This is a genomic window from Candidatus Methanoperedens sp. (assembly GCA_027460535.1).
GTDB lineage: Archaea > Halobacteriota > Methanosarcinia > Methanosarcinales > Methanoperedenaceae > Methanoperedens.
This window is the reverse complement of the sequence record JAPZAR010000027.1, coordinates 77,492-94,191: the sequence shown is the minus strand read 5'-3', so window position 1 is coordinate 94,191 and position 16,700 is coordinate 77,492. Positions and strand designations below refer to the sequence as shown.

Here is a 16,700-nt window from a genome sequence, read left to right as displayed (position 1 = left end):
AGTCTTTGTGATTTTCGTGCCCCGGCACGAAGGTTGAAGACCGGTTTACGATCGAGATGGAGGTTATTTATGACAGGACAATTAGCAGGACAGCCAATCTATATTCTAAGAGAAGGCAGTCAAAGAACAAAAGGAAGAGAAGCGCAGCATAACAATATCATGGCTGCCAGGGCTGTAGCCGCAGCGGTCAGGACGACCCTGGGACCAAAGGGTATGGATAAAATGCTCGTGGACTCAACGGGAGACATCGTAATCACGAATGATGGTGCCACCATTCTTCAGGCAATGGACATCGAGCATCCGGCAGCCAAGATGATCGTGGAAGTCGCAAAGACCCAGGATGATGAGGTCGGAGATGGCACAACAACGGCAGCAGTGCTTGCAGGTGAATTCCTGAAGAATGCCGAAGAACTCCTAGAGCAGGGTGTGCATCCCACAGTCATTGCCAGCGGATACTGGCTTGCATCGATAAAAGCAAAAGAAATCCTTAAAACCCTTGCAAAACCAGTGACCCTGGAAGATAAGGATCTATTATTGAAAATCGCTGTGACAGCGATCACCGGAAAAGGAGCTGAAGCGTCCAAGGACGTTTTCGCAGACCTTGCGGTAAATGCCATTCTAGCGGTGGTTGATAAAGAAAAAGGCAAATATACAGTAGATGTTGAAGATATCAAAGTTGAGAAGAAAGTGGGTGGCAGTGTAGAGGCATCAGCGCTGATCGAAGGCATGGTAATCGATAAGGAAAGAGTCCATACCAACATGCCAAAGAATGTCCATGATGCCAGAATACTTCTTCTCACCGAAGCTCTCGAGATCAAAAAGACGGAAGTTAAAGCTGAGATCTCAATAAAATCACCTGACCAGCTCCAGTTATTCCTTGACCAGGAAGAACAGATGTTGCATGACATGGTCAGCAAAGTGATCGATAGCGGCGCAAACGTGGTCTTTGTTGAGAAGGGAATAGATGACATTGCACAGCATTATCTTGCAAAAGCCGGCATATACGCAGCAAGGCGAGTGAAGAAGAGCGACATGGAAAAACTGGCACGCGCAACCGGTGCAAAGATACTGACAGGTCTAAAGGAAATCAGCGAGTCTGATATTGGAAAAGCGGATCTTGTAGAAGAGAAAAAGATCGGTGAGGAGGCAATGACATATGTTACCGGGTGCCACAACCCCAAGGCAGTCTCCATTATTCTTCGCGGAGGAACCGAACACGTTGTGGATGAAGCCGAGCGTGCACTTCATGACGCATTGCGTGTAGTTGGAGTTGCGATCGAGGATGAGACACTTGTAGCCGGAGGCGGCTCACCTGAAGTTGAACTGGCATTGCGCCTGCGGGAATATTCAGCCACATTGACAGGAAGGGAACAGCTGGCCGTCGCAAAATTTGCCGATGCGCTTGAAATCATCCCCAGAACCCTTGCGGAGAATGCAGGTCTTGATCCCATTGATATCCTTGTGGAGATGCGAAGTCAGCATGAGAAGGGCAAAAATACCGCAGGTCTCAATGTTTTCACAGGAAAAGTCGTGGACATGTGGAAAGAAGGCGTGCTTGAGCCTCTCAGGGTAAAGACACAGGCTATCGATTCTGCTACGGAAGCAGCCACCATGATCCTGAGGATAGATGATGTTCTTTCAAGCAAATCCGCGCCAGCAGGAGGCATGCCACCCGGAGGCATGGGCGGAATGGAAGGAATGGATTAAGCATGTTAGAAGAAGTTTTGCTGACAGATGCGCTGAATTAATCAAAAACCTTGCAGAAAGTATGGCTGAACTTCACCAGCGTGCTCACAGAAAAAGATTATCGCTTTGTGCCAGACATCCGATTCATAGGCATCCTATCATTTCAACAACTGAAGGTATGCTTTTCCGGTTTAGGAGATGTGAAGAGGAGATTCGCATTTCGGAAAATTAAATATCCCTGTAAATAATGATGAGGTTATTTCAATCATAAAGAGAAAGAGGAAGGAAAATGACAGAATATGTTAAAGTTCCGCTTGAGAGGATAGCGATCCTTGTAGGTCCGAAAGGGAGTACCAGGGAATTGATCGAAGAAAAATCAACTGCCACGCTCAATATCGATAGCGATGGTGGGAATGTGGAGATACGGGATCCTAAAGATGCACTGAAGGGAATGCGTGCACGAGAGGTTGTCCATGCTATAGCCATGGGTTTCAGTCCTGAGAAAGCCATGAAGCTGTTTGATAACGAAGATCTCATATTCGAAACAATGGATCTCTCAAATATCGCCAGGACAGAAAAAGACCTGGAGCGCATCAGGGGAAGGATCATTGGCAGTGGCGGAAAGACACGGGATCTTTTTGAGAACCTGACCAATACAGACATTTCCGTGTATGGAAAAACCGTATCTTTGATCGGATATCCTGAACAGAACGCGGTTGCAAGAAAGGGGATCGATATGCTCCTTGAAGGTGCTGCTCACGGTCCGGTTTATAAGTTCCTTGAGAAAAAGAGAAGTGAACTTAAACAGTCTGAAATGGGTTTAAAATAGAGTCCTCTGGTTATCGGATAGGATAAGTTAATCCGAAAACAATCCTGCTCTAGTTGTTTCGTTCTTCCGGAGAGGCTCTTTCCGTATTTCTGAGAGATCAGATTTCAGTTCCAGAACGGTTTTTTCGAGTTTTCAACCGCTCTGTTAAATGAGCCAGCTTTTGCTCTATACTGCTAATATTGCCAGAACTGAGGCCAAAGTTTAAAACTTCTGGAATTTATAGGAAATTTTTAATAATGTTAAAAAGTAAAGACGATAATAATTATTACGGATGCCCGCCGGCATATCGCGCAGTGATATCCACGTATGGCGTAAGCCATACGTCAAGGGTTGCGCCCCTTGAGGACGCGTCCACATATGCCAGGTGGCATACGTGTGCACGGCGTCAACTGACGGTTGTGGGAAGTCAGCTGGTGCAACGGTTGACGTGCTCTCTCCAGAGGAGTGCTTGGGCTTACCTTCTCTTTTTGCCGAACAGATAAGCCACCGAAAGTATGGCTATTGCAAGTGCAAATTCAAATCCCGGTACCTTATTTGTTGGTGCCGGAGTAGTTGTAACTGTTGGCTTAGCTGGAGTAGCCGTAACTGTTAATTTAGTGGGAGTAGCAGTAACTGTTAGTTTAGCTGGAGTAGCCGTAACTGTTGGATTAGCCGGAGTTCCTGTTACCACACCTGTGCTCCTCGGGGTGTTTGTCGGGTTAACGCCAGGGGCGGTGATAACATTGGCAATTAATGTAACCGCGGTCTGTGCCAGCGCTCTGCCGTCTAGCGTTGCGTCGGTGTTCAGCGAAATCAGCGTTTTAGACAAGATAATTCCCTTGAAGTCAGAAGTCGTTCCAATGGTCGTTTTGCCGGCGACCTGCCAGAAGATGTTACTGGCCTGTGCGCCCCCGCTAAGAGTAACTTTAGCACCGTTGGCCACGGTGAGATCTTGCGCTATCTGGAATATCCAGACATCATTTGCGCCGCCCGATAGAGTGACTCCACCGGGGGGTATTGTAACCCCGGTCCCCCATTTATAAAGACCAGGAGTGAGTGTCATCCCACCAATATTTCCGGCACCCAGTTCAGTATGATCGGGTGATGTTCGTCCGGATGCATCAGTGTACGCGGTTTGCATGTCGCTTACGGCCGTGGTCATTGTAGATGGAGTTGGGGGCGCATAGTTGGCTGCATATACTTTTCCGGTCACTAGAGATGACGTGGAAAATTTATTCGAGGCATCCATTATTAACCCAAATCCAGTTATGGCAGTGCTGGCGATTGGGCTCACTCCGATATCTCCAACAATCGAGGTCGTTCCAGTGGTTGAGATTCCTGTTTTTGCCAGAATCACGAAATTTCCGGCTGTTCCAAGATTTACCGGCGCCTGCGTCGCACTCGCCGTTCCTGCCGCCAATCCCAAAATAAGCAGCACAGCAATTATATTTTTGAAAATAGTAGATTCTTTATTCATAATTACCATTTTCCTCCCAAAAAATTATACTAGTTCATAAATATTACTTCCCAAAGACCTTCTTGATCTGGCCAATCTTTTCTTGAACTTTGCCGGCTATCTTTTCGTCTTTGCCTTCTGTTTCCAGGTCGGGATTCTTGCTGAGTTTCCCGGCGATTTCCTTGATCTCACCCTTCACTTTGTGGATCTTGCCTTCTGCCTGGTCCTGTGTACTGCTTTTCATGGAATTCCCCCGTTTCGTAAATCTGTTCTTATATAATCTTGCAGCGTAATCACGGCTATGGCATCTTATCAGGAGCCTTAAGCCGAATAATTCGGAGAATTATCGATATTACCTGCCGTTATAACTGCCATTCGATATTATTTGTTAGGAACAGATACTATAAAAATATATCGGTGGTTACCAGTGCCCATCTAAAACCATTGGCAACTTATTTCACACTATTGTAACATGTTAAATAGCTGAAATCAGAGCCTGTTTTTGCTCCATACGTTCATCAACGTGCCTCTGGATGATATTATGATTCTGCCCACATCATTCCTCTGATCAATAGATGGCCAAACTTCAGTAATGTTATGCAAATATATTATCTTTCTATACTGAGGTCAGAACGCTATATGGAATACATGAAGCAGCATTATAAGGATCGCACCGGGAATTCCCCCGAGTGCGCAAATCAATACTACTGTAGCGGTATAAGCAATGTCCAATTTAAAAATAATGTTGCCCATAGCAAGAAGAATGAGGCCCAGTATTGAATTTACAATCAGGTACTTTGCAGCCCTCAAAACAATATATACAGCAATCACAGCTATAATTGCCAAAAATAAGATTATTGTCTCGACTGCCATTAATGGTAAAAGGAATCTTATATTTATTAAGCATTTTGGTTCCCTAATTTACTGCATTTTAATATTATGCGCATTCCACTATGAAGTCCAGAAATATTTGGTTTTATAGGCCCATCTTCCCGGTACGGAAAGACGGAATAAAGTTGTAAAGTTAATTGAGAGCCAAAAACAAGCGAAAAGATTATTAGCACTTAGTACAAATGACATTCATGGGAGGTTAGATTTATGGACCTATTCTGGACAATAGTTGTAATTCTGGTGATCCTCTGGCTATTGGGATTTTCGCTCGGTTTACTTGGTGGCTTAATCCATATATTGCTGGTCGTTGCTATCATCGTGATACTGGTCAGAATCATCCAGGGACGCAAACCTTTGTAGCCATTCCTGTTAGAAAAATGGAAGATGTAACGCAGAGGAGATAATAGAAAGTGCTAAAAGAGACTTATTATGGCCAATGCGAACAGAGATTCCCAATGAGGCAGTTAAAGTAAATGTAATCCGAAGTCATGGAAGCTTGCTTCTCGAAATACAGTTTAATCGTTTCTCTCTGGTGGGGCCTTTCTCATCAGATTCAAAGCAAACTGAGCCGCACAGTAATCGGCTGTCTACCCATACTATTTCTTTAACACAAGTGCTCCAGTTAGTACTCCAAGTAAACCTATCAGTACAAATCCCAGGCCTCGCATAGCGAACATCGCATCAATGGCGGATGCAATTCCCCAGAGGATCAAGAAAAACCCGGTACCAGCGAGCGAGATTGCAATGCCGGTAATAAATAACTTTTTTCTGAATTTCTCCATACCTTCTTCTATGGAATTGCCAATTCCACTATGTTTCAGCGCTTCGCTAAAGCCTTCAATTATCGATTTTGAAAGGCCGCTAAGAAAATCTATTATACTTTGTTGCACTAGCCTTTTCCCCTACCGATCACGTAACCCACGATCACCCCGCCCACGAATGCTCCAGCTACATAAGCAAGAGGGTTTTCGTTTATCTTATCTTCAGCATATTCTTTTTTCTCTCCAACTGTTTTCCCGATTGATTTTGATAGTTCATCAATTTTGTCATCAATTTTGACGGTTAGGTCATTGAGTGTTTGCTTTATCTGCTTTAATTCTTCATCCTCCATAAATTAACCTCCACAATGTAACTTATGTAATATCTATAATAAATAGTTTGGTGGTGCAATGCCTTTCGCTGATTACTAACTTCTACTCAAAACCATTATAATTTGCTAACATAATTTTAGTAATTCATATTCCAGGCGACATATCCATTGAGTCTGGTTAAGATGAATAAATTTTTTTACTTTGCCATTCACTCAGAGAATGGATGGAGAGATTTAATAGAATTAGCAATTAATTATAAAATTAATAAACTGAATAGCTTATCAGGTCAGCAAGCTTTTTCATAATATGAGCAAGTCTCAGAACATCCACATAGAGACATTTTATGTATTCTACAATTAGGAATATTCATAAATCCTCTTTGCCCGTCTCCAATCCCAGTAATATCACTCTTTAAATATCCAAAACCGCTACAATCTTCTTTTAAAATCATTTTCTTACCTCTTAGAATGTAATCATTTCGAAGAGGTATATAGTTATGTTAATCAAGAATAAATTAACACTACCGAATTTACCTGATAATCATATGCAATTATTCAACATTTCTAAAAAGATTGACCCGATGAATCAACGACCTCCGGCATTCTGGAGCCTCCCTGCTGCTGAACTGCTTGCGCGACTTCAAACAACACCACAGGGGGTTACAAGCGATGAAGCACGGCAGCGACTCACACGTTATGGCTCCAATCTCCTGACGCCCAAAAGAAGAACGGATGCACTTTCGCTTTTACTTACACAATTCAAAAGCCCCATTACCCTCATACTTCTCTTTGCGGCAGGATTATCATTTTTCCTGCATGAACATGTTGACGTTTTCATTATCCTTGCAATCGTTTTCATAAGCGGCCTTCTGGGATTCTGGCAGGAACGAGGAGCTGCCAGTGCAATAGAGAAGTTACTCGCTATCGTGCAGATAAAGGCTATGGTGCTGCGTGATGGAAGCCCGAGAGAAATTCCTGTCGAAGAGATTGTGCCCGGGGATGTTGTTATCCTCAATGGTGGAGATATCATTCCTGGAGACTGTCTGATCCTGGAGTCTAAAGATTTATTCGTCGATGAAGCCACGCTGACAGGCGAAACATATCCGGTAGAAAAGTCGGCAGGGGAACTGGCGAAGGAAACACAGCTTGGTCAGCGGAAGAATACTCTTTTCATGGGCACCCATGTGGTGAGCGGCAGCGCGAAAGCTGTGGTTGTCTGCACAGGGACAGAAACCGAATTCGGCAAGGTTTCCGAACGGTTGAAACTGCGGCCGCCGGAGACGGAATTTGAACGTGGTGTCCGGCGGTTCGGGTATTTCCTTATGGAAATTACGCTCCTGTTGGTAATTGCAATTTTTGCAATCAACGCCTATCTGGCACGCCCAATTCTGGAATCTCTTCTTTTTTCCCTGGCACTCGCTGTTGGGCTGACCCCTCAACTGCTACCGGCGATTATCAGCGTGAACCTTGCATACGGCGCAAAGCGCATGGCGCTGCAGAAAGTGATCGTTAAACGCCTTGCCTCCATTGAAAATTTTGGCAGTATGAACGTTCTCTGTTCAGATAAGACCGGCACTCTGACCGAAGGGGTAGTGCGGGTGCACTCCACTCTTGATGTTGAAGGAAAGGAGAGCGAAAAAGTTCTTTTCTATGCTTATCTCAATGCATTTTTCCAGACTGGTTTTGCGAACCCGATAGACAGCGCGATCCGAAACTTTAGCCAGTTTAAGGTTCCTGGCTGCCAGAAACTGGATGAAGTGCCGTACGATTTCATCCGTAAGCGACTGAGCATCCTTGTCTCAAAAGATGATAAGCATCTGATGGTGACCAAAGGCGCTCTGCAGAATGTGCTGGCTGTCTGTTCCTCAGCAGAAATTTCCAATGGAAAGATCGCGGATATAGCTACCGTGAAGGAGCAGATTCAGCAGTGCTATGAGAAGCAGAGCAGTAAGGGCTTGCGCATATTGGGAGTTGCTTACCGGGATATCGGGTCTGATTCGCTTATAACCAAAGACCATGAAGCAGCGATGACGTTCTTAGGATTCATCGTCCTATTCGATCCGCCCAAGCCTGGAATTGCCGATACTATAAATCAATTACATCATCTCGGCATTACATTGAAGATCATCACAGGAGACAACAAACTGGTTGCTGCCAATGTCGGCAAACAAGTGGGATTGACTGGACCTTCCATACTTACAGGCCAGGACGTTCGCCAGATGAGTGATGAAGCACTCCTTGGGAGGGTGAATGATGTAAATATCTTTGCGGATATTGAACCAAACCAGAAGGAACGCATCATCCTGGCTCTAAAGAAGACCGGAAATGTTGTGGGCTATATGGGGGATGGAATTAATGACGCGTCAGCTCTCCATGTTGCCGATGTTGGCATCTCAGTTGACAGCGCCGTGGATGTTGCCAAAGATGCGGCTGATATTGTGCTGCTGGAAAAGGATTTAGGTGTCCTTGTGCAGGGTGTGCGTGAAGGGAGAATGACATTTGCCAATACCCTCAAATATGTTTTCATGGCCACGAGCGCCAATTTCGGGAACATGTTCAGCATGGCTGGTGTATCGCTTTTCTTGCCCTTTCTTCCCCTGTTGCCCGGACAGATCCTGCTCACCAATCTCATGACTGATATCCCGGAGATGACCATCGCTACTGATAGCGTGGATGGCGAAATGGTTGATCATCCCAGGCGCTGGGACATAGGCTTCATCCGCAATTTTATGCTTGTATTTGGTATTCTAAGTTCCGTATTCGACATTCTTACATTCGGCGCTTTGTTTTTCATCCTCCATGCTGCAACGGACCAATTCAGGACCGGCTGGTTTATGGAATCTGTTATTTCAGCTTCGATGATCGTGCTTGTTATTCGCACAAAAAAACCTTTCTTCAAGAGCATACCCGGAAAGTATCTGTCCGCAGCCACACTGCTGATCGTTGCAGGCGCACTTCTTTTCCCTTTCATGCCAATCGGGAAAGTATTTGGATTTAGTCAGCTTCCGATTTCGTTCCTCCTTCTTATGGGAGGGATAGTGGCCTTTTACATCATCGCGGCAGAAATAGTGAAAGCGGTATTCTACAGGAGGGTGAAATTTTGATTGATCAGAGCATTTGAATAATAGGTTTAACTACTTCCCATAAGATCAGGAGAACTATTGCAACCTCAAGCCAGAGAGTCAATTGCTCTGTAGAAAGTTCTCTTGCTGTTGAGTAGAGATCCTGGAGAGAATCGATCTTCTCCTGCACCAATTTTCCATAGTCCTGTACTTTGAGGGCATCCAGCATTTCCTGATAGAAAGACTGGTAATACCAATCATTCGTAATCTTGTGAGGATTCATCAGATCTTTAATATCATCAAGGATCACAAGCCCAATTTCACTAACCATAAATAGTGATTTTTCAAGTTTTCTTGGAGCCTGTGTAATGAAATAATATCTTGAGCTGTTAAGTTTTTTCAGGGCGTCGAAAGCATTGGATACTTCAACGTCGATCTTCCTGTCATATATCTGGAACAAAAGCAATAGTGATATTGAAAGTTCCAGTAATTCGCGCAGTTCGTTGATGTACCCATCACAACCAACAACAAAAGCCCCCTCGGTCGTAGCAAGAAAAAGGTCTTCATCGTAATATGAAAGGTCATTTGCGATCTTTTCCATGATTTCCTTGCTATGCAGCGCACGGATGGATGTCTCACCTGAAAGGAAACGTGTGATTATCTCTCCATGTTGCTCTCTCAGGCTTTTCTGGTCGAGCTGGGGGGCAAAATCTTTAATTTTCAGAAAGGTGAATTTTTTAATATCCGGATGATATGCGACCGCCTTTATTGGATTGATTTTCGCGCGTATTTCCTTTATCCTCTTGTTTGCATATGACTGGTAGTCAAGTCCTTCCACGATAATGTTGTTCGAATGAAGGGCTATCTGGATATCATTCAATGTTATCTTATCCCGGATCTCAATTTCTGTGCGTAGTATCGAAACCCCTGCCGCAAAAATATCAGTATACATGTTTGTATTGCAGGTAATTTTTTCATCACCTGCGACAATAACAGTCACGCCTTCTGCTTTTTCAATATCTATTGGTTTATTCCATCTTTCAGCAATTACTTCTGAACCGATCAGCATCTTTAATTGGGTTTTATCCAGTTCTCCACCATGCCCGAATGCCGCAAGAATCGTAAGCCTGCCATTGTGAATTGTCAATTCGCTGGTCGCGTCCATGTCAATATAAGAATATGTTTTAAAAATATATAAAGTTATGATAGTATTATCGAAGACCGATCGAAGGAATCAAATAACTCCCTCTGATACAGGTCTTCAGCTGCACCAGGAAGAACTCATAAGTATTTCTTTATTCATGCAATCACTTTTACAAATTCAGGTTCAAGTTTGCCTTTTTTTGGAGATAGAGCCAGACACTTTGTGCAAATAAATAATTCCCCATCAACATCATCTGGTTTGACATATATTCCTGAATCGTCTCTTGATAACGATTTTACTATTCCAGATTTAGTTTTGGTTATTTTTCCATTCTGTATCCAGTCCCGTATTGCAAATTCTATATGATTCCCAATTTTTATTTCTTTCCCATTAACATCTGTTTGCATGTCTTATTACCTCGTTAGACCTCAAGTTCTTTGACCTGTTTTTCTTTCTTGGATTTTTTTTATCATTTCCGGGGCAAATTCTCTGTCCTTTTTCTTTGTCAGGGCGATACCGAACAACCCCATCTTTTTAAACATTTCCGACATTTGTATTACTCCTTATTAATCAAATCGGTTTAATTGAGGTGACGCACCCAAGGCATTAGATATGGTTAAGACATGCCCAGGACGGGATCCGAACCCGTGACCTCCAGATTTCTCAGGAAGCTTAGCGCCTCTTCAAATTTTACCCTATGAGTCTGGCGCCCTAACCAACTAGGCCACCTGGGCACAACCTACATGCAAAGAAGGTATTAAAATATATCGCATTTTTGAATTGTGAGGAATCATATAGTTTGCGATTACGATTGGAATCCCTTTTAAATCCCCGAAATAGTCACAAAGTCCGATGCGTATAAAGTCTGGAACTATCCACCAAATAATCGTAAAGTTTGCAACCATCGACTTTACACAAAACTTACTCCGAAATCCTCAATCAACGAGTTTGATTTTAAGTTCTATGTCTTGCATATAACGTTGCACTTTAGCGGAATGAGACAGTTGGATAGGTTCAAAGTAACTCTAGTGGGCCCTACTTATAGGCATCAATGCGGCAGCTAGAGCGCAAAGAATTTATAATTCTGAGTACCTACTTCCCTGAAGGGAGGTATTTGTATCTCAATATCTATTAAATTAAGGGAGCAGATGGCTGCTTCATCCTCGGTTACCAGGATGTTTGAGGAAAAGGTTGGAGAGAAGGAAATTTACGATTTTACTCTGGGAAACCCGGAGATAGAGACGCCTGCAAAGTTTACTGAGGAGTTGAAGCGCATTGTAAATAAATCTTTTCCGGGTATGCATCGTTACACACCGATAGCAGGCTATACCAAGACAAGAGAAGCAATAGCTAAGACCATATCAAAGGAACATGGATTATCTTTCAGCGCACAGCATGTAATTATGACTGCTGGCTGCGCCGGTGCGTTAAATGTTGCTTTAAAAGCGCTCCTGAACCCTGGTGAGGAGGTTATTATTTTGGCGCCCAGTTATCTGGAGTATCCCTATTATATAGATAACCACGGTGGAGTTTGCCGGATAGCGGAAACAAACAAGGATTTCACCATAAATATTGATAATTTAGATTCTCAGATAAACTCCAGTACCAAAGCGATCATCCTGAACTCACCCAACAACCCGACGGGGGAAATCTATTCTGAAAAAACCCTGGAATCTGTTGCAAAACTCCTATATGAGAAGAGCCAGGAGTTTGGAAAAGATATTTTTTTGATCCTTGATGAAGCATACCGGGATATAGTTTATGACGGCATCAAGCTTCCTGATGTTTTCAAGATTTATTCAAATACCATTATTGCAGCCGCTTATTCCAAGCCATTATCGATCCCTGGAGAAAGGATAGGATATGCAGCAGTCAATCCTGAAATGGATGATGCCCGGGATATTATGGAGGCAATGACTTTTGCAAATCGCATTCTTGGATTCATTAATGCTCCTGCCCTTATGCAGCAGGTAATTACTAATCTGCAGGGCGTCCGTGTCGATATCTCGGAGTACCAGGAAAGAAGGGACTTTTTCTGTGATGCTTTAGATGATTTCGGTTACTCATTCATACGGCCCAAAGGCACGTATTATATTTTCCCGGAAAGTCCTGTGGATGATCTCGTGTTTGCCAGAGAACTTTCCAGGGAGGGAATCCTTGTATTTCCAGGAACGGTATTTGGAAGAAGTGGATATTTCAGAATAGCCTTCTGCGTCAAGAAGGAGACTATAGAAAAATCTCTGAATGGGTTCAGGAAGGTACTTTTTAAATATAAAAATGTTTAATATACTTATGTCATATAATTTGCCTGTAGTCAATCCATTCAACATAATTTTACATTGCGTCACAAGTATCGAGCGTGCATAGATGTTTGCGTATCACCAGAAATAACAGTTGCAAACATAGGAATATTCTATTTACAAACTCTGTGCTTACAATTGCAAACTTTATGCCGACCCACAAATTCGCCGATAGCGGGGCATGGATTCGAACCATGGATCTACGGGTTATGAGCCCGTCGGGATTTCCTGACTACCCTACCCCGCTTCGATGGAGTAAAAATAGTAACCTTTCAATGTGAATGATGACTGATAAAGACTTCGGTTATAAAATCCATGAGTACTGCATACGTCTATGTGCCTGCTCGCGATGTTGGTCGATAATCTTAAAACTTTATACGTTAAGAAAGGAGCATGCTTTATGCTATAGAGACAGAGGGAATAACCAAGAGATTTGATGAAATAACAGCAGTAAATAATGTCAGCATCTCAGTAAGACCGGGAGAATTGTTCGGGCTGCTTGGTCCCAACGGCGCGGGCAAGACCACGCTTATAAACATGTTATCCACAATGATCGAACCTTCAGGTGGGAACGCCAGGGTCTGGGATTATGATGTGGTGAAACAACCATCTCTGGTCAGGCAGAACATAGGCATGGTGTTCCAGGATACCACGCTGGATGACCGCCTTACGGGAAAGGAGAACCTTGACCTTCACGGCAGACTCTACGGCCTTGATAGCAAAACAAGGAAAAAAAGGATTGGGGAGGTTCTCGCCCTTGTGGAGTTAACGGAGAGGGCAGATGCGATCGTAAGGACGTATTCAGGTGGGATGATGAGGCGTCTTGAAATTGCCCGCGGATTGATGCACCACCCTCATGTTCTATTCCTTGACGAACCTACCCTCGGTCTTGATCCCCAGACAAGGAACCATATATGGGAATACATTAAGAAGCTTAACAAAGAGGAAGGTGTTACTATTGTCCTGACCACGCATTATATGGAAGAAGCGGATCACCTCTGCGGCAGGATTGCGATAATAGACCATGGGGAGATAGTAGCGCTGGACACGCCGACAGCATTAAAAAGCGGGCTTGGGGGAGATGTTATCATACTTGAGATAGAAAAACAAGAAGATATGGCAAGATTATGCGATATCTATTCAAGAAACGGTTGCGCCAATATAATCTCGAAAAAAAACCATGAAGTTTTTATCACTGTCGAAAATGGCGAACATCAGATCCCGCATATCCTTGACCTGTCTTCAAAAGCAGGCATTTCCATTCTTTCGGTGAATCTCCGCAAACCTACACTGGACGATGTATTCCTCCATCACACCGGCCGTGCGATCCGGGATAAGGAGGTCAGTGAGGTTGAAAGGGTAGGGTATATTATCCGCTCACGGAGGAAATAATGGTGAGGAAAGCTTTCAATACGGTATATACTATGTGGTTGCGGGAGATGCTTCGCTTCTGGCGATCAAAATCACGGATCATCGGCTCTCTTGCTACGCCATTTTTTTTCCTGGTCATATTGGGCGCCGGTTTCAGTTCATCTTTCCAGCTTCCGGGAGGCAGCAAGTTCGACAAGAGTTATCTGGCGCCGGGCCTGATAGGCATGGCGATCCTTTTCTCATCCCTGATGGGCGGAGTGTCCATTATCTGGGACAGGGAATTCGGCTTCCTTAAGGAGATATTGATAGCACCTGTTAGCCGCTTCTATGTGTCACTCGGTAAAGCTGTTGGTGGGGTCACGACATCCATGATACAGGGAATTCTGATACTGGTCATTGCCTGGCTGATCGGGATAGAATACAAATCGTTTATTGGTGTCCTGATAAGCATTCCTATCATGTTCATTTCAGGCATAGGGTTCATAGGTTTGGGTATCGCTCTTGCCAGCAAGATAGACAGCCACGAGGGATTCCAGATGGTGATGAGCTTCCTTACAATGCCGCTTGTTCTCTTAAGCCCAGCTTTTTTCCCGATTTCAAATCTCCCCCCCTGGCTCAAGGTCTTGGTATATGCAAATCCTCTTACCTACGGCATTGAAGCGCTTCGCTGGTCTTTACTTGGAAAACCTGCGATTCCAATCGCGTGGAGCATTACAGTCTTGATATTATTCGCTTTAGCAATGGTTGGATTGGGTGGGAAGATGTTTGAAAGAATGAGGGTCTGAAATGATACTCCTCTCAGGTGGTACGGGCACGCCCAAGCTCATCCAGGGATTGAGGAGGCTTATTCCGGACGAGGAAATCACCGTAATAGTGAACACGGCGGAGGATATTGAAATTTCAGGGAATCTTATTTCCCCTGACATTGATACTGTTCTGTACCTTTTTTCGGGACAACTTGATGATAAGAAGTGGTGGGGGATCAAAAAGGATACATTCTGCACTTATCAGATGTTAAAAAAAATGGGCATCAATGAAACACTTATGATAGGCGATGCGGACCGTGCCACTCATATTTTCCGATCAGAATTGATGAGAAAAGGTGCGAGTTTAACTGAGGCCATCGCGCAGCTCTCAATGGCGCTTCGAATTAAAGCAAGAATTCTTCCAATGTGCGATGAAAGGGTTGATACGATTATTGTCACACCTCAGGGGGAAATGCATTTCCAGGATTTCTGGGTAGGAGAACGGGGTGAACCTGATGTATTCGAAGTTAAAATCAAGGGGATCGAAAAAGCAAGAATTACACGAGAGATAATGGAAGCGCTGGGCTCTGATGATAAAGTGATAATCGGACCAAGCAATCCCATAACAAGCATCGGACCCATACTTGCGTTAAAAAATATACCTGGGATCTTATCCATGAAAAAAGTGATTGCCATAAGCCCCATCATAGGAGATTCACCCGTAAGCGGGCCTGCGGGGAAACTGATGAAGGCAAAAGGACTTCCCGTTTCTTCGAGAGGCGTGGCTGAATTCTACGGAGATATTCTGGATATCATGGTGATCGACGAGAGGGATACTGCAAATGAAAAGGACTTTCCAATGAGGACGGCGAGATGTGATACCTTGATGACCTCTGTTGAAAAAAGCGAGGCCCTCGCCAAATATGTTATGGGGCTATTTCGGGATATTTGATAGCAATACAAGCCCCCGATCTGTAAGCCTGAAGTTATCCCCCTCGATTTTGAGGTAATTCCCTTTTATCAGGAAATCGGTCTGGAAATTGAATATGTCATCATTTACACCCGTTTCTTTCATGAGTTCACTCTTAGTTTTTCCAAATACTCCTATGGCTTTTATCATCTTCCGCCTTACCGGATGATCAAGCGCCTTGACCATGAGCTCGTGATCAGCGACCTTTGCTTCTCGCACAGACGGACGGCGCTCGAGCATGGCTTCAAGTTCGTCCTCACTTATTTCGGGTATGTTATTCATTCCCCTCGGCGCCGCTCAGGAACATCTCCACTCTGCAGAGATAAGCAACTATTTTATTATCCTTGATTTCCACATCAAAACCCTTGATCGTGGCTTTCGTAATCCTGCCTTTCTGCCTGAAGATCGGAAGTTTTGAAGATTCTTCTATTGCGTTTTTTGCAGCCTGCTCCCATCCCTCGGTGGACGAGCCTACGGTATCGATAATTTTGACGAATGACATTCATTTTCACCCTATGTATGATGTGTTGCAGGAGTAATAATATTATTTGCTCGTAGACCACTCAAGGGAGGGATATGAAGCTTAAGAAAGAAAAACCGAAATACGGGCCAGAAAATATACCGGTCATAACTCCGGAAAAAATCGCATCCGAAATCGCTGATAAGCTCGCTGGCAAAAAAGAGTCGCTAGTGGAAGGCGTTATGGATATTAAATGCCCTCCCGCGGGAACAGTACGCCTTATGATATAATTTTTGACGTTACTCTACCTGGTATTGTAATCAAAAGTCATAAATTTCAATATCCGCCGGACTTCAGGAAATCATCCGCAAGGTTCTTCCTGATGTTCAGCCTGCTCTCATCAACGACATCGGTGAACTTGATGACCTTCTGGGCCTTTCGCTCTTCTGCTGGACAGCCGCTGCATTCATAAATATAGTGCAGGAATCCCGTTTTGAAATCCTCCACCGTTTTTACGTGGGTATAAGCCATGCCGCAGTTTGGGCAATTGCCAACGTTAGGTACGAGCTCCCTGCAATCCTGGCACTCATGTACCATGACATCGATGACCTTATTGAACCTATCAACAGCCGTAAGTTTAAATTCCGTCTTCTTTTTTTTGGGCTCTTCCAAGGTATATCACCTGAATAAAAAAAATAAAAATGCAAATAAATCCA

Annotated in this window: 21 protein-coding genes and 2 tRNA genes; 9 read left to right on the top strand and 14 right to left on the bottom strand. The window is 44.0% G+C overall.

The features are described 5' to 3' along the window. Positions 1–69 precede the first annotated feature (69 nt). Both thsB and O8C65_11815 read left to right on the top strand, forming a co-directional pair. Entirely contained in the window at positions 70–1,707 is a 1,638-nt protein-coding gene (gene thsB, locus O8C65_11820) for a thermosome subunit beta (protein ID MCZ7357611.1), read from the top strand. A 268-nt stretch (positions 1,708–1,975) separates the two neighbouring features. Then, a complete protein-coding gene (locus tag O8C65_11815) occupies positions 1,976–2,515 on the top strand; it encodes a KH domain-containing protein (GenBank protein MCZ7357610.1) in 540 nt (179 codons plus the stop codon). Positions 2,516–2,969: 454 nt separating this feature from the next. Here the strand turns inward: O8C65_11815 and O8C65_11810 are convergent, their stop codons facing one another. From O8C65_11810 to O8C65_11800, 3 genes are all read right to left on the bottom strand, one after another. Further along, a complete protein-coding gene (locus O8C65_11810; GenBank protein ID MCZ7357609.1) occupies positions 2,970–3,971 on the bottom strand; it encodes an ice-binding family protein in 1,002 nt (333 codons plus the stop codon). Between the two features lie 43 nt (positions 3,972–4,014). After that, a complete protein-coding gene (locus tag O8C65_11805) occupies positions 4,015–4,194 on the bottom strand; it encodes a CsbD family protein (GenBank protein ID MCZ7357608.1) in 180 nt (59 codons plus the stop codon). Positions 4,195–4,577: 383 nt separating this feature from the next. Next, positions 4,578–4,823 carry a pro-sigmaK processing inhibitor BofA family protein gene (locus tag O8C65_11800; GenBank protein ID MCZ7357607.1) on the bottom strand — a complete coding sequence of 82 codons (246 nt, stop codon included), beginning with the start codon at positions 4,821–4,823 and terminating at the stop codon, positions 4,578–4,580. Between the two features lie 225 nt (positions 4,824–5,048). Here O8C65_11800 and O8C65_11795 point away from each other — a divergent pair, with 225 nt between their 5' ends. Beyond that, positions 5,049–5,201, top strand: a complete 153-nt coding sequence (locus O8C65_11795) for a lmo0937 family membrane protein (GenBank protein MCZ7357606.1) — start codon at positions 5,049–5,051, stop codon at positions 5,199–5,201. A gap of 236 nt (positions 5,202–5,437) precedes the next feature. Here the strand turns inward: O8C65_11795 and O8C65_11790 are convergent, their stop codons facing one another. The 3 genes from O8C65_11790 to O8C65_11780 all read right to left on the bottom strand — a co-directional run bounded on the left by O8C65_11790 (position 5,438) and on the right by O8C65_11780 (position 6,383). Next, positions 5,438–5,731 (bottom strand): hypothetical protein, encoded by a 294-nt coding sequence (locus O8C65_11790; protein MCZ7357605.1) that lies wholly within the window; start codon positions 5,729–5,731, stop codon positions 5,438–5,440. Continuing rightward, positions 5,731–5,952, bottom strand: coding sequence for a hypothetical protein (locus O8C65_11785; GenBank protein MCZ7357604.1), 222 nt, complete (start codon positions 5,950–5,952; stop codon positions 5,731–5,733). The genes O8C65_11790 and O8C65_11785 overlap by 1 nt, the downstream gene beginning before the upstream one ends. Positions 5,953–6,218: 266 nt before the next feature. Beyond that, positions 6,219–6,383 (bottom strand): hypothetical protein, encoded by a 165-nt coding sequence (locus O8C65_11780; protein MCZ7357603.1) that lies wholly within the window; start codon positions 6,381–6,383, stop codon positions 6,219–6,221. Positions 6,384–6,476: 93 nt separating this feature from the next. Here O8C65_11780 and mgtA point away from each other — a divergent pair, with 93 nt between their 5' ends. Beyond that, positions 6,477–9,035, top strand: a complete 2,559-nt coding sequence (mgtA, locus tag O8C65_11775) for a magnesium-translocating P-type ATPase (protein ID MCZ7357602.1) — start codon at positions 6,477–6,479, stop codon at positions 9,033–9,035. A gap of 4 nt (positions 9,036–9,039) precedes the next feature. Here the strand turns inward: mgtA and O8C65_11770 are convergent, their stop codons facing one another. The 4 genes from O8C65_11770 to O8C65_11755 all read right to left on the bottom strand — a co-directional run bounded on the left by O8C65_11770 (position 9,040) and on the right by O8C65_11755 (position 10,871). Beyond that, complete coding sequence (locus O8C65_11770; protein MCZ7357601.1) at positions 9,040–10,158, bottom strand: hypothetical protein; 1,119 nt, start codon at positions 10,156–10,158, stop codon at positions 9,040–9,042. A 134-nt stretch (positions 10,159–10,292) separates the two neighbouring features. Further along, on the bottom strand, positions 10,293–10,544 hold the full coding sequence (locus O8C65_11765; GenBank protein ID MCZ7357600.1) for a hypothetical protein: 252 nt from the start codon (positions 10,542–10,544) through the stop codon (positions 10,293–10,295). Between the two features lie 21 nt (positions 10,545–10,565). Continuing rightward, on the bottom strand, positions 10,566–10,688 hold the full coding sequence (locus O8C65_11760; protein ID MCZ7357599.1) for a hypothetical protein: 123 nt from the start codon (positions 10,686–10,688) through the stop codon (positions 10,566–10,568). A 73-nt stretch (positions 10,689–10,761) separates the two neighbouring features. Then, positions 10,762–10,871, bottom strand: a tRNA-Met gene (locus O8C65_11755). A 396-nt stretch (positions 10,872–11,267) separates the two neighbouring features. Here O8C65_11755 and O8C65_11750 point away from each other — a divergent pair. Beyond that, on the top strand, positions 11,268–12,422 hold the full coding sequence (locus O8C65_11750; GenBank protein ID MCZ7357598.1) for a pyridoxal phosphate-dependent aminotransferase: 1,155 nt from the start codon (positions 11,268–11,270) through the stop codon (positions 12,420–12,422). 187 nt (positions 12,423–12,609) lie between these two features. Here O8C65_11750 and O8C65_11745 read toward each other — a convergent pair. Next, positions 12,610–12,684: transfer RNA gene (locus tag O8C65_11745), tRNA-Met, on the bottom strand. A gap of 146 nt (positions 12,685–12,830) precedes the next feature. Here O8C65_11745 and O8C65_11740 point away from each other — a divergent pair. From O8C65_11740 to cofD, 3 genes are read left to right on the top strand one after another with little or no spacing between them, the layout of a single operon-like run. Next, complete coding sequence (locus O8C65_11740; protein MCZ7357597.1) at positions 12,831–13,829, top strand: ATP-binding cassette domain-containing protein; 999 nt, start codon at positions 12,831–12,833, stop codon at positions 13,827–13,829. Further along, positions 13,829–14,593, top strand: coding sequence for an ABC transporter permease (locus O8C65_11735; GenBank protein ID MCZ7357596.1), 765 nt, complete (start codon positions 13,829–13,831; stop codon positions 14,591–14,593). Before O8C65_11740 ends, O8C65_11735 begins: the two co-directional genes overlap by 1 nt. 1 nt (position 14,594) lies before the next feature. Then, positions 14,595–15,506: a 2-phospho-L-lactate transferase gene (gene cofD, locus O8C65_11730; GenBank protein ID MCZ7357595.1), complete on the top strand. Its 912-nt coding sequence runs from the start codon at positions 14,595–14,597 to the stop codon at positions 15,504–15,506. Here the strand turns inward: cofD and O8C65_11725 are convergent. Next, on the bottom strand, positions 15,489–15,806 hold the full coding sequence (locus O8C65_11725) for a hypothetical protein (protein ID MCZ7357594.1): 318 nt from the start codon (positions 15,804–15,806) through the stop codon (positions 15,489–15,491). The two genes, cofD and O8C65_11725, sit on opposite strands and share 18 nt — an antisense overlap. Further along, positions 15,799–16,026 (bottom strand): dodecin family protein, encoded by a 228-nt coding sequence (locus O8C65_11720; protein MCZ7357593.1) that lies wholly within the window; start codon positions 16,024–16,026, stop codon positions 15,799–15,801. The genes O8C65_11725 and O8C65_11720 overlap by 8 nt, the downstream gene beginning before the upstream one ends. Positions 16,027–16,100: 74 nt before the next feature. On the opposite strand from O8C65_11720, the gene O8C65_11715 reads away from it, so the two are divergent. Then, entirely contained in the window at positions 16,101–16,274 is a 174-nt protein-coding gene (locus O8C65_11715; GenBank protein ID MCZ7357592.1) for a hypothetical protein, read from the top strand. Positions 16,275–16,320: 46 nt separating this feature from the next. Here O8C65_11715 and O8C65_11710 read toward each other — a convergent pair whose 3' ends face one another. Next, positions 16,321–16,656: a hypothetical protein gene (locus O8C65_11710; protein ID MCZ7357591.1), complete on the bottom strand. Its 336-nt coding sequence runs from the start codon at positions 16,654–16,656 to the stop codon at positions 16,321–16,323. Positions 16,657–16,700: the final 44 nt, after the last annotated feature.

Coding starts and splice junctions, on each gene's coding strand:
- O8C65_11760 (MCZ7357599.1), bottom strand. CDS start 10,688: ATGTCGGAAATGTTTAAAAAGATGGGGTTGTTCGGTATCGCCCTGACA.
- O8C65_11815 (MCZ7357610.1), top strand. CDS start 1,976: ATGACAGAATATGTTAAAGTTCCGCTTGAGAGGATAGCGATCCTTGTA.
- O8C65_11810 (MCZ7357609.1), bottom strand. CDS start 3,971: ATGAATAAAGAATCTACTATTTTCAAAAATATAATTGCTGTGCTGCTT.
- O8C65_11800 (MCZ7357607.1), bottom strand. CDS start 4,823: ATGGCAGTCGAGACAATAATCTTATTTTTGGCAATTATAGCTGTGATT.
- O8C65_11735 (MCZ7357596.1), top strand. CDS start 13,829: ATGGTGAGGAAAGCTTTCAATACGGTATATACTATGTGGTTGCGGGAG.
- O8C65_11770 (MCZ7357601.1), bottom strand. CDS start 10,158: ATGGACGCGACCAGCGAATTGACAATTCACAATGGCAGGCTTACGATT.
- O8C65_11785 (MCZ7357604.1), bottom strand. CDS start 5,952: ATGGAGGATGAAGAATTAAAGCAGATAAAGCAAACACTCAATGACCTA.
- O8C65_11720 (MCZ7357593.1), bottom strand. CDS start 16,026: ATGTCATTCGTCAAAATTATCGATACCGTAGGCTCGTCCACCGAGGGA.
- O8C65_11740 (MCZ7357597.1), top strand. CDS start 12,831: ATGCTTTATGCTATAGAGACAGAGGGAATAACCAAGAGATTTGATGAA.
- O8C65_11765 (MCZ7357600.1), bottom strand. CDS start 10,544: ATGCAAACAGATGTTAATGGGAAAGAAATAAAAATTGGGAATCATATA.
- cofD (MCZ7357595.1), top strand. CDS start 14,595: ATGATACTCCTCTCAGGTGGTACGGGCACGCCCAAGCTCATCCAGGGA.
- O8C65_11725 (MCZ7357594.1), bottom strand. CDS start 15,806: ATGAATAACATACCCGAAATAAGTGAGGACGAACTTGAAGCCATGCTC.
- thsB (MCZ7357611.1), top strand. CDS start 70: ATGACAGGACAATTAGCAGGACAGCCAATCTATATTCTAAGAGAAGGC.
- mgtA (MCZ7357602.1), top strand. CDS start 6,477: ATGCAATTATTCAACATTTCTAAAAAGATTGACCCGATGAATCAACGA.
- O8C65_11780 (MCZ7357603.1), bottom strand. CDS start 6,383: ATGATTTTAAAAGAAGATTGTAGCGGTTTTGGATATTTAAAGAGTGAT.
- O8C65_11795 (MCZ7357606.1), top strand. CDS start 5,049: ATGGACCTATTCTGGACAATAGTTGTAATTCTGGTGATCCTCTGGCTA.
- O8C65_11715 (MCZ7357592.1), top strand. CDS start 16,101: ATGAAGCTTAAGAAAGAAAAACCGAAATACGGGCCAGAAAATATACCG.
- O8C65_11805 (MCZ7357608.1), bottom strand. CDS start 4,194: ATGAAAAGCAGTACACAGGACCAGGCAGAAGGCAAGATCCACAAAGTG.